Source organism: Nocardiopsis dassonvillei subsp. dassonvillei DSM 43111 (assembly GCF_000092985.1).
GTDB classification, from domain to species: domain Bacteria; phylum Actinomycetota; class Actinomycetes; order Streptosporangiales; family Streptosporangiaceae; genus Nocardiopsis; species Nocardiopsis dassonvillei.
Genome location: NC_014210.1, coordinates 646,674 through 662,724 on the forward strand (window position 1 = coordinate 646,674; position 16,051 = coordinate 662,724).

11 protein-coding genes are annotated in these 16,051 nt (G+C 71.6%); 8 read left to right on the forward strand and 3 right to left on the reverse strand.

The features are described 5' to 3' along the window. Positions 1-446 precede the first annotated feature (446 nt). Positions 447-1,304 (forward strand): SigB/SigF/SigG family RNA polymerase sigma factor, encoded by an 858-nt coding sequence (locus tag NDAS_RS02665; protein WP_013151582.1) that lies wholly within the window; start codon positions 447-449, stop codon positions 1,302-1,304. 122 nt (positions 1,305-1,426) lie between these two features. Here the strand turns inward: NDAS_RS02665 and NDAS_RS02670 are convergent, their stop codons facing one another. Continuing rightward, complete coding sequence (locus NDAS_RS02670) at positions 1,427-2,689, reverse strand: HEAT repeat domain-containing protein (RefSeq protein ID WP_013151583.1); 1,263 nt, start codon at positions 2,687-2,689, stop codon at positions 1,427-1,429. Between the two features lie 318 nt (positions 2,690-3,007). Here NDAS_RS02670 and NDAS_RS28815 point away from each other — a divergent pair, with 318 nt between their 5' ends. Continuing rightward, positions 3,008-3,178 (forward strand): hypothetical protein, encoded by a 171-nt coding sequence (locus tag NDAS_RS28815; RefSeq protein ID WP_013151584.1) that lies wholly within the window; start codon positions 3,008-3,010, stop codon positions 3,176-3,178. A 132-nt stretch (positions 3,179-3,310) separates the two neighbouring features. Here NDAS_RS28815 and NDAS_RS02675 read toward each other — a convergent pair whose 3' ends face one another. Next, positions 3,311-3,793 (reverse strand): ATP-binding protein, encoded by a 483-nt coding sequence (locus NDAS_RS02675; protein WP_071621452.1) that lies wholly within the window; start codon positions 3,791-3,793, stop codon positions 3,311-3,313. A gap of 682 nt (positions 3,794-4,475) precedes the next feature. Between NDAS_RS02675 and NDAS_RS02680 the strand changes: the two genes are divergently transcribed. The 6 genes from NDAS_RS02680 to NDAS_RS02705 all read left to right on the forward strand — a co-directional run bounded on the left by NDAS_RS02680 (position 4,476) and on the right by NDAS_RS02705 (position 14,198). After that, on the forward strand, positions 4,476-6,125 hold the full coding sequence (locus NDAS_RS02680; protein WP_013151586.1) for a glycosyltransferase: 1,650 nt from the start codon (positions 4,476-4,478) through the stop codon (positions 6,123-6,125). Between the two features lie 597 nt (positions 6,126-6,722). Beyond that, positions 6,723-7,703 carry an ABC transporter permease gene (locus tag NDAS_RS02685; protein WP_041552264.1) on the forward strand — a complete coding sequence of 327 codons (981 nt, stop codon included), beginning with the start codon at positions 6,723-6,725 and terminating at the stop codon, positions 7,701-7,703. Between the two features lie 70 nt (positions 7,704-7,773). Further along, a complete protein-coding gene (locus NDAS_RS02690) occupies positions 7,774-8,685 on the forward strand; it encodes an ABC transporter permease (RefSeq protein WP_013151588.1) in 912 nt (303 codons plus the stop codon). 14 nt (positions 8,686-8,699) lie between these two features. Further along, positions 8,700-10,877, forward strand: a complete 2,178-nt coding sequence (locus NDAS_RS02695; protein WP_013151589.1) for an ABC transporter ATP-binding protein — start codon at positions 8,700-8,702, stop codon at positions 10,875-10,877. 85 nt (positions 10,878-10,962) lie between these two features. Beyond that, the gene (locus NDAS_RS02700; protein ID WP_013151590.1) at positions 10,963-12,660 is read left to right on the forward strand and encodes an ABC transporter family substrate-binding protein; all 1,698 of its coding nucleotides are present in this window, start codon (positions 10,963-10,965) and stop codon (positions 12,658-12,660) included. A gap of 482 nt (positions 12,661-13,142) precedes the next feature. Next, a complete protein-coding gene (locus tag NDAS_RS02705; RefSeq protein WP_013151591.1) occupies positions 13,143-14,198 on the forward strand; it encodes a pectate lyase family protein in 1,056 nt (351 codons plus the stop codon). On the opposite strand, the gene NDAS_RS29130 is transcribed toward NDAS_RS02705, so the two are convergent. Continuing rightward, complete coding sequence (locus tag NDAS_RS29130; protein ID WP_013151592.1) at positions 14,191-15,828, reverse strand: hypothetical protein; 1,638 nt, start codon at positions 15,826-15,828, stop codon at positions 14,191-14,193. The two genes, NDAS_RS02705 and NDAS_RS29130, sit on opposite strands and share 8 nt — an antisense overlap. Positions 15,829-16,051: the final 223 nt, after the last annotated feature.

Here is a 16,051-nt window from a genome sequence, read left to right on the forward strand (position 1 = left end):
CCCCTCGCCGTTGCCCGGGCGGGTCGGCCTCGCTCCGGCGGAGTGTCGACCGGCTACGGCGGTGTGAACTTGAGTTCGATCATGAAAAATTCGGCAAAAGTGTTTCATGGGACGACTTGGCGGTAGTGGCGTGCTATCCGCGCCCGGCCCGCCGGGCGGGAAGGGTGCGGTCGCCGTGTCCCGTGGGTCTGCGGGTGTGGAAGGGCGGAGTGCAGCGCCCGCCTCCGTGTGCGGAGAGTGACCACACGGGGATCGAAAGATATTTGTCGCGCGACAACTTTTTCGCCCCGTCGCTTTTGAAGGCGTTTCTGAGGGAACGTACTCCCCGCACGGCGACCGTACCCCGCCCGACGAGAGCTCCCGACAGCGCGTCAGGAGCGAGGGCCGCGCCGCAGGTGCTGACAGGCGACACAAGCACAGAAGGACAGAGCACCGGGGGTCCTCTCTTGTCCGAGAACACCGCACCGAAGTCCCAGGCCGCCGCAGACCACACGACCGTCATCCCCAGGCCGCGCAGGCCGATGCCCGGCGAGGACGCCACGGCGGAGGAGCTGCTATCCGTACTCGTGAGGCTGGGGGAGGGGGACCCGCAGGCCAACGGGCTGCGTGAACGGGTCATGGTCCTCTACCAGCCGTTGATCAACAAGATCGCGCGCCGCTACGGGGGGCGCGGCGAGCCGCTGGAGGACCTGAAGCAGACCGCGATGGTGGGGCTGGCCAAGGCCGTGCGCGGTTACGACCCGGCCCGCGGCAAGCCCTTCATCTCCTACCTGCTGCCCACGGTGACGGGGGAGATCAAGCGGCACTTCCGCGACCACACCTGGGCGGTGCGGGTGCCGCGCCGCCACCAGGAGAACCGGGTGAAGCTGCGCCGGGTCACGAGCGAGTTCCAGCAGCGGCACGCGCGCACGCCCACGATCGCGGAGCTGGCCCACGATATGGGGCTGCCCGAGGCCGAGGTCAGCGAGCTGACACAGGTCTCGGAGTCCTACCGGTCGCTGTCCCTGGACGCGCCCGACTCCTCCGATTCCGAGGGGCAGGAGGGCACGCGCCTGGAGGACCACCTGGGCTGTGAGGACGCGGCGCTGGACCGGGTGGTGGAGCGCGAGTCGCTCAAGCCCGCGCTGGCGCGCCTGCCCGCCCGCGAGCGGGAGATCCTGCGGCTGCGGTTCTTCGGGGACCACACCCAGTCCGAGATCGCGGACCGGTTGGGGTACTCCCAGATGCACGTGTCCCGGCTGCTGTCGGGAGTGCTGGAACAGCTGCGCGAGGAGGTCGGCGCGGCCGGACCGGACCGCTCCTGAGGTCTTCCGGAGGGGGCCGCGGGGCCCCTCCTCCGGACGGCGGGGGACCACCCTTCGCGGGCCCGGGGTGGGAAGCGGGAGCAGCGCATCGTCCTGCTGCTCATCATCGGGCGCGGCGCCCCTCAGCGGCGGACGCCCCGGTACCTCATGCGGGTGCGCAGCGGCAGCGCCGAGACGTAGCGGTCCAGGCGGTCGGCGTAGCCGTCGGTGGTGATCTGCGCATAAGCGCTCCTGGCTGTCTCGCGGGTGTCCTTGTCACCGCTGACCAGCAAGGGGAACAGCAGGTCCCCGCGGCGCAGCGCCGATGCCGCGTCCTCGCGGACGCCGCTGTCGGGATGGGACAGCAGCCTGTGGAGCATGCGCATCGCCCGCCCCGGGTTGCGCGTGTCGGCGCCCAACGGCGGCAGCATGTCCAGGGCCGCCCGGAGGACGTCGGTCGGCGGACGGAGCCCGATCAGCCCCCGGACGGCCTGGAGGCCGTCGGGGCGGGCCGAGACCAGATTCGCCAGCCGCGCGTCCAGCTGTCCGCCGAACACCCCCGGCGAGCGAAGAGCCAGCCCGATCACCGAGGCCAGAAGCGGGGGGGTGAGAACGCGGGTGGCGAGGTCGGGGTACGTGTCGGGTTCCGCCCGCTGGCCCCGCTCCATCTGCTCCAGGGCGTCGACGGCCCGCCAGCCGACGGACTTCTCCCCGTCGACCGCCAGAAAGAGCAGTATCTCGGTCCAGGCCGGGTCGGGATCGTGGCCGTCGGCCCGCCACACACGGAGCACGCCCTCGATCGAGGCCCACCGCACCTCGTGGAACGGGTCCCGGGCGGCTTCGAGGAGAACCGGCACCGGGACGTCGCCGTGCCCGGCCAGCAGCCTCATCAGGTTGGCGCGCCCCCGCGGGCTGGGCTCGGTGCGCCAGCGCGCTTGGGCGTGTTCGGGTGAGACGCCGTGGACCATGAGCGTGTCGATGAGGTCGTCGACCATCGTCCCGTTGGGCAGCATGCGGGCCAGGGCGTCCAGCAGGGGCTCCACCGCCTGGTCGTCGGGCGTCTGACGCAGAGCGGCCGCGGCGTAGGGGACGCAGGCGTCGTCGTCCAGCGCGGCGATGAGCACGGCGGTGGCGCGTTCGTCGCCGATCCGCGCCAGAGCTTGGAGCAGCCCCTGGCGCAGATCGAGGGACTCCCGGTCATACCTCGCGCGGTCGGGAACACCGTGGTGGTCACGGGGGCGGCGCGAGGACGCGAGCAGCGCCTGCAACCGCTCGATGAGCGCGGGAACGACGTGCGGGCTTCTCCGCTGGAGTTCGGCGATCGCCATGTCCCGGTGGCTGGGCCGGCCTTCGCGGGTCCGCCACAGTTCCAGGTCTTCGATCAGGCTGTCGACATCCTCGGTCATGTCGTCAGTACACCATGGGTCGTCGGGCCCTTCCACGGGGTGAGGAAGCCGGTGACCCCCGGTGGCGCTGCGCGGGGTCGAAGCCGGATCCTCAACCCCCGGGGATTCTGCCATCACCCCGCCATCGCGGGGGTCGCGAAACGACCGGAGGCGGCAGGGGACCGCGGGGGAGCCGACGGGGCCCTCTTCGGGCGTTATGCGCGGCTCGGGTTGGGTTTCGCTCCGCAAACCCCTACAGTTGGGGCGTTCGGGCCCTTGGCGCTGCGTCACCGGAGCGGCGATTTGTGCTATCCGCGCACTCCAGGCAGGCTGCGTCACATGGACGAAACGAACAAGAGCCTCGACGACCTGGTCCGCGACGAGCTGGGCGAGGAACCGTCGCAGGAGGCCAAGGACTACGCGCGCGAACTCTACGAGCGCTACCGACTGCCCGCGCCCGGCCAGGACGGCGGTGCGGCGGCGCCCCCGAGGGCCGGCGCCGAGGAGTAGGCGCGCTCTCCCGGACGCGGCGGCGTACCGGCGCGGCTCCGAGCGGCCCGTGCTCAGGGGCTCCGCTCCGCTTCGCTCCGTGTCCGGGGGAGTGGGCCCGCCCACGGCGCGGGCGGTGACCCGCGTACCGGGTCAGTCGGAGAGGACGGCTTCGTCGGCGTCCTCCGCCGAGGTGTCGCGGTCGCGGTCCCACACCAGCTCGAACCAGACCTTGCGCCCCATCCCGTCACCGCGGGGCTCGGTGCCCCACTTGCTGGAGAGCGCCTCGACCAGGTCCAGGCCCCGACCGTGCTCGGTGGTGTCGTAGGGGTCCCGGTGCTGGGGCTCGGGCGTCTCGGCCACGTTGCCCAGGTCCCGCACCTCCACCCGCGCCCATCCGGGCGCCAGGTGGACACAGACCTCGAACTTGCCGGTGGCCCGGCCCGAGGCGCTGTGCGTGATGGCGTTGGTGGCCAACTCGCTGGTGAGCAGCGTCGCCGTGGTCAGCTCCGGTGAGGCGACCAGCTGCCGGGCGACGAACCTCCTCGCGTAGGCGATCTGGCTCGGCAGGCCGGGGAAGCGCCGCCGCGCCGGTCTGGAGGCGGTCTCTGTGCTGTACGGGGTGCGCTCTTCCATGGAACTCGCCGGACGTTGAAAGGGACGGGACGAAGACACCGGGACCTGGAGTGCGTCCGGCTGGGGGGAGGCGGACCCGGGGGTGGGGTCGTGCGTGTGAAGCGCGACGGGGGGACTGTGGGGTGCTGCGGTGTCACACATGAGGGTTCACTCCCCGAGGACGTGTGTTCGCGGCGGGCATGGCAACGGAAGTGCCGGGCCCTCGAAGGCGTCCGTGCCCGCGGAACGGGTCACGGCGCGGGGTGGTCACACGGGCCCGGACCCCCTGGGACAGGGAGGGGTGCGTCGGTGTGCCACGCGTCACGCGCAAGGGCGGCGACAGGAGGGAGGAGGGAAGCCGCGAGACTTCCTCCGAGGCGGTGGTGGGGCCTGGGAGCGGGCCGGGACGATGGGTCATGTCGGGTGGCGGATGTGCCCTACGACACTGAAGGGCGTATTCGCGCTTAGCATACGCTCCGTGCCTCCCCGGAAACCCAGCTGACCTGGCTTGGCCAGGATAACCCCGGCTGAGCAGGAAAAAGGGGCTGTTCGGTCGGATCGCGGGAGCGGCCGGGGACGGATATGGGCCGTGTTTCGGAACTGGTGGGGCCTGTGAGCATGGATAACGATTGGGTCAAGCTCTCGGAAACTTTGTGCCTCCCACGGTCTTGCGCGCTCGTGTTCGACCGGTCAGGGTGTGGACATGCCCTCCCGCGCGCCCCTGCCTCCCGGTCTCGGCATCGAGATCGACCGCGCGGCGCGCCTGGCCGACGAGGGGCACGTCCTCCTCGGCGGTAGCCCGCCGCGGGCGGTGCGCCTCGGCCCGGAGCGGGTCAGCGCGCTGATCCGCTGGCTGAGCCGGGCGGTGCCGCGGGACGCGGACGAGGGCCTGTTCGCACGCGACCTCATCAGGGCGGGCCTCGCCCACCCCCGCCCCCTGCCCCTCACCCCGGGGGACACGGCCGAGGTGGCCGTCGTCGGACGGGCCGACTCCGCCGCTCTGCACGCCACCCTGGACCACCTCGACGAGCACGGCCACGGGACGCGGACCGTCGTCGTGGGCGCCACCGGGCCCGAAGCCCGGGCGGCCCGCCGCCGGGGCGTCCGCGTCGTCCTCGGGCCGACCGGGGGAGCCGGGGCCGGGGCGGCGGCGCTGCGCGCGTGCTCCGCCGAGTTCGTGGCCCTGGTCGAGGCGGGCACCCGTCCCGCTCCGGGGTGGCTGGAGACCGCGCTCGGACACTTCGCCGACCCGGACGTGGCGGCCGTGGTGCCCCGGGTCCTGACCGACCGCTCCGCCTGCCTGGGCCACACGCGGATGACCGTGGCCTCCGTCGCCGCCCGCCGAACGGGCGCGGACCGGGGCGCCGACCCCGCCCCCGTCCTGCCCTGGGGGCACGCTCTGCCCTGGCAGGAGCGCCCGGGACCGGCCAACGAGCACACCGACCCTCTGCGGCCGGTCCCCGTCCTGGTGCTGCGCCGCGGTGCCGCCGACCTCGACCCCGGCCTCGGCGCCGCCGCCGGGCTCGACCTGTTGTGGCGGCTCGCCGAACAGGGCTGGTCGGTGCGCTACGAGCCCCGTTCCAGGGTGTGGGCACCGCCGACCACCGACCTGGGCGCGTACCTGCGCGCCTGCTTCACCTCCGGGGCGGTCGCCGGTCCCCTGGCCCGCCGCCGCGGCGCGCACGCCGCCGGGCCCGCGCTGTCCTGGCCGGGCGCGGTCGGACTCGCGCTGTTGTTCGCGGGACGGCCCGGCGCCGCCCTGGCGGCCGGTGCGCTGGGCGGCGCGGCGGTGACGGGCTCCCTCGTGGTGGGAGCGGGCACCCCGCTGCCCGAGGCGGCGCGACTGGCCGGGCTGGACCTCGCGCACACCGTGCGCACGGGCACGCGCGCGGTCCGCACGGCCTGGTGGCCGCTGGCCGCGGCGGCGGTGGGCGCGGCGGTGCTCGGACGGCGCGGCCGCGGGGCACCGGGCGTGCCCGCTCCGGCCGCCTCGGACCCGCTCGCGGGTCGAGGCCGGTCAGCGCGGCGAGGCGGTGCCGGCGGACGCGCGGGCCGCGTCGCCGCCCTGGCCGCGGGAGCGGCCCTGGTCGTGCCGCACGTGGCGGCCTGGCACCGGGGCAGGGGCGCCGCACTGGCCGGTCCGGTGACCTGGACGGCCCTGGGGATGGCGGGCGACGCGGCGCGCTCCCTGGGCACCTGGTGGGGGATCGCGCGGTCGGGTTCGCCCGCGCCCCTGGTGCCCCGGCTCGTGCCCCCGGCCGCGACCGGCACGGCACCGCGGGAGCGCTCCGGCGGGACGCGTCGTGCACGGGGACCCAAGGACGGGTCAACGGCGGCCGTGAGCCGGGCTTAACACCTCCGGGGCGGGGAGGGGCGACCCTTCCGGGCGGACCACGGGTGTTCTCCGAGCACTTCCGCGCCTTTCGTGAAACCGTCCTGTGGTGGTACCTGGGCCCGGGGGAGGGGGGTTTCGACCATGCTGCGCTAGATTACCGTTGAGCGACGCTTCTGGGGTCGTATGTCCGAATGTCAGGCCGCCGGAGGCGTGCCCACGGGGCTTGCGGGGTGTGTTTCCCCAGCTCGCGCCAGTTGTCGATTACTGTACAGAGTTATTTCATTGCAGCACGTGTGAAACTTGACAAATCGACTGCAATCGGGTGCTCAATTGGGCACTGTTGTCTTTTCTTGATGCAGTGTTTACCGTCGAGTGTCTAGCTCATCGCAGACTCTTGACATTCCGGTCACGGAACGTGAACCGGGCGCAAGTGTGTTTCGGCAGTCACCGGGAGCAACCCCCGCCGGTGGCCGTGGGATCGCGAAGGCTTAACGACGCCATCCACCGATGGCATCGTCCTCCTGGTGCTTCGGACCCCCGGCCACGGGCGCCCCCAGTAACGACCGCGCACAACAGGACGAGTGCCGGGCTCGGCTGTGAGGTTCGGAGATGGTTTTGGGCAAGTTCCTGGCCAGGCGGCTGCTGAACTACGTCGTGCTGATCTTTCTCGCGACGAGTTTCGCCTACCTGCTCGCCGCGACGAACCTCTATCCGCGCGGCTACTTCGAGCAGATGCAGCCGCCGCCGACGCCGGAGGCGGTCAACGCCCAACTGGACGCGCTCAACCTCAACGACCAGGCGCCGCTCGCCGAGCGGTACGTCACCTGGCTCGGCGGTGTGGTCCAGGGCGACTTCGGCAAGACCATCCAGGGCGGCGACGTCACCGACCAGATGTGGATGAAGGCGGGCGTGACCCTGCGCCTGATCACCGTCGCCACCGTCCTCGGCAGCGTGATCGGCATCGCGGTGGGCGCCTACGCCGCCGTGCGCCAGTACCGGCGCTTCGACAAGGCGGCCACGGCGGCCTCCTTCTTCGTGCTGTCGGTGCCCACGGTCGTCATCGCGATCGTGGTCCAGGTGCTCGCCGTCACGATCAACGACGGACTGGGTTTCCAGCTGCTGCGCTACTCCGGTGAGTACGCGGCGGGCTTCGACGGAACGTGGTGGGAGCTGCTGCTCAACCGCGTCCACCACGCGATCCTGCCCACGATCGTGCTGGCCGTCGCGCTCTTCGCCTCGTTCGCGCGCTACCAGCGCAACATGATGCTGGACGTGCTCAACGCCGACTTCGTGCGCACCGCCATGGCCAAAGGGCTCACACGCCGGAAGGCGCTGTTCAAACACGCACTGCGCACCGCGCTGATCCCCACCATCACCTACTTCACCTTCACCTTCGGCGCCCTCGTGTCAGGGGCCACCTTCACCGAGAAGATCTACGGCTGGCACGGCATGGGCGCGTGGCTGATCGACTCCATCTTCCGCCACGACGTCCACGTGGTCGCGGCCGTCTCCTGGTTCATGGCGATCACGATCATGGCCGCCTCCTTCCTCTCGGACATCCTCTACGCCTGGCTGGACCCGAGGGTGCGGGTGTGACCGTGTCCCTCGCCACCGCCCGCAACGTTCCACCGCGCACGACCGCGCCAGTTCGGCTGGAGACCACGCCATGAGCACGATCGAGAAGAGCACGGGGCACGGCAAGGCGCCGACCATGCCCCCGGCGCCCAACCGGTTCAAGGACGTTGTACGCCAGCTCATGGGTACCCGGCGGGTCATCGTCGGTTTCGTCATGCTCGTGCTGCTGGCGGTCTTCGCCTTCGTCGGCCCTCACATCAGCGGCTGGGAGGTGGGTCAGCGTGACTTCGGGGCCACACTCGAGGCGCCTTCCGCCGAACACTGGATGGGGACCAACCGCACCGGCCAGGACATCTTCACCCAGGCCACCGCCGGCCTGCAGAAGTCGCTTCTCATCGGACTGCTGGTCGCCGTGGCCTCCACGTGTATGGCCGCCCTCGTCGGCGCATTCGCCGGTTACTTCGGCGGTGTGACGGACCGCGCCCTGATGTGGGTCGCCGACCTGGCCCTGGTTCTGCCCAACTTCGTCATCCTGGCGATCCTGTCCAGGCACTTCGTCGGCCAAGGCGGCTGGTTCGTCCTGGTCATCCTCCTGGCGGCGTTCAGCTGGATGGTCACCTCCAAAATGGTCCGTGGTCTGAGCATCTCCCTGCGCGAACGCGAGTACATCCACGCGGCGCGGTTCATGGGAGTGCCCCCGTACAAGATCATCCTGCGCCACATCCTGCCCAACATGTCGTCCCTGCTCATCGCGGACGCCACGATCACGGTCAGCACCGCCATCATCGGCGAGACCGCCCTGAGCTACTTCGGCCTGGGCGTGCAGTCGCCCGACATCAGCCTCGGCATGGTCATCGCCGAAGGGTCGTCCTTCTCCACCACCGCTCCGTGGATGTTCGCGTTCCCCACGGTCCTGTTGGTGCTGATGGTGCTCGCCGTCAACATGATCGGGGACGGGCTGCGCGACGCCCTCGACCCGCAGTCCAAGTCGCGCCGGTCCTAGGGGGAGGCACACATATGAGCACCGACACCGTCGCGACCACCGAAGCCGCCAGCGCGGCGCCCCTCGGCGACACCCCGGTCCTGGAGGTCACCGACCTCACCGTCACCTTCGGCGGACTCAACGGCAACCCCGACGTGCGCGCCGTGCGCGGAGTCAGCTACTCCGTCCGCCGCGGCGAGGTCCTGGGCATCGTGGGCGAGTCCGGCTCCGGCAAGTCCGTCTCCTCGATGGCCGCCATGGGGCTGCTGCCCGACCACGCCCGGATCACCGGCTCCGTGCGCCTGCACGGCGAGGAGATCCTGGGCCTGGACGACCGCGCCATGGCCCGCAAGCGCGGCAAGGTCATCTCCATGGTCTTCCAGGACCCGCTGTCCGGGCTCACCCCCGTGTACACGGTCGGCGACCAGCTCGCCGAGGCCGTCCTGGTCCACGACCCCTCCACCCCCAAGGCCAGGGCCCGCGCCCGCGCGGTGGAGCTGCTCGAACTCGTCGGCATCCCCAACGCCGAGCAGCGCTACCGCTCCTTCCCGCACGAGTTCTCCGGCGGCATGCGCCAGCGCGTCATGATCGCCATGGCGATGGCCAACGACCCCGACGTCATCATCTGCGACGAGCCCACCACGGCCCTGGACGTCACCATCCAGGCGCAGATCCTCGACCTGCTGCGCACCGCCCGCGAGGAGACCGGCGCGGCCATCGTGATGATCACCCACGACCTCGGCGTCGTCGCCGGTTTCGTCGACCGGGTCCTGGTCATGTACGCGGGCCGCCCGGTGGAGACCGGCCGCGTGGACGACATCTACTACCGCAGCAGGATGCCCTACACCATGGGCCTGCTCGGCGCCGTCCCCCGCATGGACCTGGAGCACCAGGGCGCCCTCGTCCCCATCAAGGGCACCCCGCCGTCGCTGTCGGACCTGCCGCCCGGATGCCCCTTCGCGCCGCGCTGCCCCCTGGCCCGGCCCGAGTGCGACGCGGCCGAGCCCGAACTCCTCACGATCGGCGCCCAGCCCTCGGGCGGGCGGATCCGTGCGGGCGGGGCCGCGGCGCGACCCGACGCGGGGGAGGCCGACGCCCAGCGGGTGGCGTGCGTCCGCTCCGGGGAGATCACCGACCGGGGGTGGACCGCCCAGGACATCTACCCGGTGCCGGAGATCCCCGACTCCCCGGCCTCCGCGGTGGACCGCGCGGACCGCGCGGAGATGCTGCGGGTGCGGGACCTGGTCAAGCACCACCCGCTCACCAAGGGCGCGGTGTTCAAACGCCGGGTCGGCTCGGTGTACGCGGTCGACGGCATCGACTTCGACATCCGCGAGGGGGAGACCCTCGCCCTGGTCGGCGAGTCCGGCTGCGGCAAGTCCTCCACCCTCATGGAGATCATGGACCTGGCCAGGCCCCAGCGCGGCTCCATCTCCGTCATGGGCCGCGACGTCGCCACCCTGGGCCGGGCCGACCGGTTCGCGCTGCGCCGGGACATGCAGATCGTCTTCCAGGACCCGATGAGCTCGCTCGACCCGCGCATGACGGTGTTCGACATCATCGCCGAGCCCCTGCGCACCCACGGCAGGAGCGTGGACGAGGTCACCCGCCGGGTGTACGAGCTGATCGACCTGGTGGGCCTCAACACCGAGCACGTCACCCGCTTCCCCGCCGAGTTTTCCGGCGGCCAGCGCCAGCGCATCGGCATCGCCCGGGCCCTGGCCCTGGAGCCCCGGCTGCTGGTGCTGGACGAGCCGGTCTCGGCCCTGGACGTGTCCATCCAGGCGGGCGTGGTCAACCTCCTCCAGGAGCTCCAGGCCCGGCTGGGCCTGTCCTACCTGTTCGTGGCGCACGACCTGTCCGTGGTCCGGCACATCGCCGACCGCGTCGCGGTCATGTACCTGGGCCGGATCGTGGAGATCGGCGACACCCGCTCGGTCTACTCCAGACCCTCCCACCCCTACACCCAGGCGCTGCTGTCCGCCATCCCGATCCCCGACCCGGAGAAGGAGCGCGCGCGCACGCACATCGTCCTGGACGGCGACCTGCCCAGCCCCGCCAACCCCCCCTCGGGATGCCGGTTCCGGACCAGGTGCCAGAAGTTCGCCCTGCTCCCCGAGGCCGACCGGGAGCAGTGCAGGACCGTCGAGCCCCAGGTCCTCGCCGTGAACGACGGTGACCAGGCGGCAGCCTGCCACTTCGCGGAGCGCTAGGAGGTCGTCCGACCCCCGACGACCGGCTCGTCACGGCCAGCGCCACACCGTGCGCTGGCCGCATCACCCCAGAGAGGAAATCCCCATGCGAATCGGGAAGGTGCGCTACCTCGCCCCGGTCGCGGCGCTGGTTCTCGTGGCCAGCGCCTGCGGCGGAGGCGACGACCGGGAAGACGCCCAGGAGCAGGTGGCTTCCCTCGCCGCCGAGGACCTGAACCCCGCGCCCCGCGAGGAGTTGCGAGAGGGCGGCAGCTTCGTGTGGGCCATCAGCGCCTACGACCAGCAGCACAACATGTGGCACACCCAGGGCAACATGGCCAACGTGCGCCGCGTGGCCGCCGCGGTGCTGCCCAACCCGACCCGGTACGACGTTGAGGGGCTCCCCTCCCCCAACGAGGACTTCGTCCTCGACTTCGGGGTCAGCGATGACGGGATCGAGGTCTTCTACGAGCTCAACCCCGACGCGGTGTGGTCCGACGGCAAGCCCATCACGTCCGAGGACTACGAGGCCCAGGTCGAGACCGTCAGCGGTTCGCGCGAGGGCGACTGGGAGCTCGGTGGCACCGACGGGTACGACCAGATCGCCGAGTTCGTCCCCGGAGACGATGAGTACTCCTTCACCCTGAGGTTCGACGCGCCCTTCGCTGAGTGGCCGTCCCTGTTCTCCCCGCTGTACCCCAAGGAGTACATGGAGGACGAGGAGCTCTTCAAGGAGGGCTACGTCAAGGACTACCCCGTCACCGCGGGGCCCTTCGGGAACGTGGAGTTCGACGACGTCACCGAACGCATCACGATCACGAGGAACGAGGACTGGTGGGGCACCGAGCCGCTGCTGGACGAGATCGTCTTCGACGCCATGGGCACCGATGCCATGGCTGGCGCCTTCAACAACGGTGAGATCGACGGCTTCTACCTCGGTTACGACGCGGCCGGCTACGAGTTGCTCAGAGACCGCGAGGGCGCCTACTTCACCAGGGCCGTCAACCACGCCTACCGGTTCGCCTCGCTCAACGGCGCGAGCCCGAACCTGGAGGACGTTCGCGTCCGTCACGCGATCTCGCTGGGCCTGGACACCGACGCCCTCGCCGAGATCGCCCTGGGCGCGGTCGACTGGCCGATCACCGGTGAGACCAACCGCCTGCTCCGCTCCAGCCAGAACGGCTACCAGGACAACAGCGAGGGATACGGGGAGTACGACCCCGAGCGCGCGGGCGAGCTGCTCGACGAGGCGGGGTGGATCCTGGAGGAAGGCGCCGAGTTCCGCACGAACGCCGAGGGCGAGACGCTGTCCTTGGACTGGGTGGCCTCGGACGACATGGCCATCGCCCAGGACGAGGCTGAGATCGGCCGCGACATGCTCGCTGAGATCGGTGTCGAGGTCAAGGTCCAACAGGTGCCGAACAACGCCCTGTTCTCCGAGTACGTCATCCCCGGAAACTACGAGGTCGCCACGTACGTTCTCGCCGGTTCCCACCCCTACGCGGGTGACGCCCAGGAGAACTACGGTATGCCGGACCAGGACGGGGAGTGGGGTAACAACCTCACGCGCATCTCGACCGAGGAGATCGACCGGAAGTTCGGTGAGATGCGTTCCGAGACGGACCCGGACCGCTATGCCGAGCTCGCCAACGAGATCGACCGCCTGTTGTGGGAGGAGGTCGCGACCATTCCCTTCTTCGAGCGTCCCGGCCTCTACGTCATGAATGAGGACCTGCACAACTGGGGGGAGTTCGGTCTGGCCTCCGAATACGTCTACGAGGACATCGGCTGGGCCGCCGAGTAGCCCCGTGACGTCACCGCCCGCCGCGTGAGCGGGAGTGCCAGGGCGCCGGTCCCCCTGCGGGACCGGCGCCCTTCGCCGTGTACCGCCCGGGCCGTCGCGCTTCCCGAGCGGCTCGGCGTCGTGAGCGCCGTTCGCCCGCGGCTCAGGGCCGTGCGGGGCCGTGCGCCACCTCCCAGGCCGTCCGGGGCCGACCCGGCCGCGCGGCCCCCGTGCGGTGTGTCATCCCCCACACACCGCGCGTGCACCGCTCCGGGGCGGGGGTTGGGGTTGGGGCCGCGGACCCGGCTGTGGCAAGGTCTAGGCATCGTTTCCGGCCCGCCCCGCCCGCCTGCCCGGGCAGGCGGACGATCGGGAACACCGGGGTCGTCCGCCGGGAGGCCCGTGCTCCCCCGTGGCCGTGCGGTACCGCCACGGGTCCACGCCGCCGCCCGGCAGCGCCCCAGCCCCCACACCCCCTGTCCCGCTGCGTTGGAAAGCCCTTGATGAGACCTCACCCGATCGCCGCCGCGGCCGCGGCGGCGCTGCTGTGCGCTGCCCTCACCTCGTGTTCCCCGGAAGGGGAGGAGGCCGCGACACAGCCGCAGACCGGTGCCGCCGCCGAACCGGACACGGAGGCCGACGAGTCCGGGTCCCCGGCGGAGCAGACCCCGGACGAGACTCCGTCGGAGACACCGGAGGGGGAGCGGGGCGGGCCGGTCGGCTGGGCGGGCGAGCCGCTGGAGCGCGACGGTGAGGAGTACCCCGGCGCGGTCGGCGGGGCGGAGGGGGAGACCGTCACCGCCTCCGACGCCGGGGAGCTGGCCGACCACCTGTCCGCCGAGGAGCCGCTCACCGTCGAGGTCACCGGAGCGATCGACCTGGACGGGACGGTGGAGGTCGGCTCGGACAAGACCCTGGTGGGTGTCGAGGGCGGCGCCGAGCTCACCGGCGGGCGGCTGGTGGTCGACGGAGCCAGCAACGTCATCCTGTCCAACCTGCGGGTGGAGGCCGACGGGACCGCGCTGTCCGTGCGCGGTGGCGCCCACCACGTGTGGGTGGACGGCTCCACGTTCTCCGGCGGCGGGGACGCCCCCCTCGTCTCGGTGACCGGCGGCGCCGACCACGTCACCCTGTCCTGGAACCACTTCGCCGACGCCGAGTCGGCGCTCGCCGTCGGCGGCGGGGAGGAGGAGCCGGGGGCGCTGCGGGTCACCGTGCACCACAACTACTTCGACGGGACGGCGGGACGCCACCCCAGGGCGCGGTTCGCCGAGCACGTGCACGTGTTCAACAACTACTTCCGGGCCAACGAGGAGTACGGGGTGGAGTCGGCCGACGACTCCAACGTCCTGGTGGAGGGCAACTACTTCGAGGGCACCCGGCTCTCGGTGGCCACCTCGGAGGAGGAGCCCGGCAACGTGGTCACCCGCGACAACCTGCTCGTGGACTCCGCGCAGCCCGACCTGCTCGGCGAGGTGGCCGACCCTCCCTACGCCTACGAGATGGACGACACCGCCCGCGTCCCCGACGTGGTCTCGGCGGAGGCCGGGGTCAGCTGAACGAGTGGTACTCGTAGCTCTCCCCTACACCGCTCTCGGTGCGGTAGTCCAGCCTGCGGGGGTACCCCTGTTCGTCGATCCACAGCTCGAACTCGGCGTCCCTGACGGTGGTGAGGGTGTTGCGCCCGCTCTCGGGGTCGTAGCCGCCCAGCATCGCCGTGAACGTGCCCGTGTAGTGGTAGGCGCTGTGCGTGCTGTGCAGCTCCGGCCACTCCAGGCTCACCTCCTCCCGTCCCTCCAGCGCGAGGTCGGTGGAGGTGGCGAGCACCTCGCGCAGCTTGACCGACCCGTACGCGCGTGAGCACAGGTACCGGTCGGCGTGGCTGGGCGGGTCCAGCAGTTCCAGGCCCCGGTCGGCGGTCATCATGAGCTGGCCGCCGCCCACGTCGTAGCGGTACACGCTCAACCCGCCCGTGGTGGAGAAGTAGTGGTCGAACTCCGGCTCGGCCCCCGCGTCGTACATGGCCTGCCCGCGGCCCGAGGTGATGGGGTCGGCGGCGGTCGTGGGATGGGACGCGGGCGGCTCGGGAAGGGCGTCGGCCGATCCGGCGCCGGGATCCGGTGCGTCCCGCGGGTCGCTCTCCCCGTCGTGCACGGTGAAGGTGAGGTGGAAGGCCGAGGAGTCCTCCACGAGTTCGACGGCGGCCTCCAGGTAGGCCTCGGCGTCCTCGGGGTCGGCCGCGGTACGGGCGGAGCCGCTGCGCGGCGGACGGGACTCCGGGCCCTCCGCGACGTCCAGCGGGGGAAGGGGTCGCCCACGACGAGCCGGGCCACAGCCCATCCGCTGGCGACCACGGCCAGGCAGACCAGCACCATGAGGAGGGAGACGAGCCAGTTGGGCCGCCCTCCAGGGGAGGAGGGCTGCTCGTCGGGGTCGGAGGGGTGCGGCATCGACGGAATCGACACGGCCTGGGCCTCGTTTCTGCGGATCTTCGCGCGACCGCCGGGGGACGCGGGGGGTTTGCTGATCGTTCTCGTCTGGCACCGGAGGGTGACGGTTGCTACGACGCGGTGACGCAGTGTTCCGTTCGATGGTCCCACGCATGTGATCGCCTCCGACATCCACGAAAGTGAGCACCCAGTCGCGGTGGGGTGACTCCAGGAACGGTGCGAGGAAGCCGAAGGTGTCGGTCCGCGACAGCCGCCGCAGGGTCTCCTCGGCGGCGTGCTCCCACAGCAGCCGGACCGCGGTCCGGGCCGCGGCGGAGGCGGCGAAGGTCGGACTGCGGAAGAGTTCGTGCAGATCCTCGCCCTCCAACCGCAGGACGGTGGCCTCCAGCACCCGTGCGTCCAGCAGGCCCAGGAGGGACAGCGCGCAGTCCGTCCGGGCCACCGGATCGGGGAGGGCTCCGGCCCGCGCGCAGCGCAGGACCGCCTCCGCGGCGGCGGCGGAATCCAGCCTCCAGTCCCCGTCCGGTGCGGGTTCGTGGCCGGTTGCGGCCGTGCCGTCACCGATGCCGGTCCCGTCCTCGGGGCGGGAACCGGACGCGTCGCCCAGCGCCCGGTGCACGGCTCCCCGCAGCTCCGCGGGGAGCCGTCCCAGCGCGCCGTGCGCGGCGGCCGCGACGAGCAGGGACAGCACGACCAGCAACAGGGCGGCGTACTCCAGCAGGGTGTTGCCCCGGTCCACGTGTCCACCTCCTGTCGCTTCGTGCCTGCCCACGGTCCGGACCCGTGTCGAGGGAGCCGTCGGGGCTGGTACGCGCCCCGTGCCGTTCGTGGTCCGGGCTGTGCGTGCGCTGTTCCGTACGTGTTCTGGGCCGTACGTGTTCTGTTGTGCGCGCCCTGTGCGGTGCCGAGAACCGGGCTGTGCGCGTCCTGTGCGGCGGCCCCGGCACCCGGCGGGCCTCCGT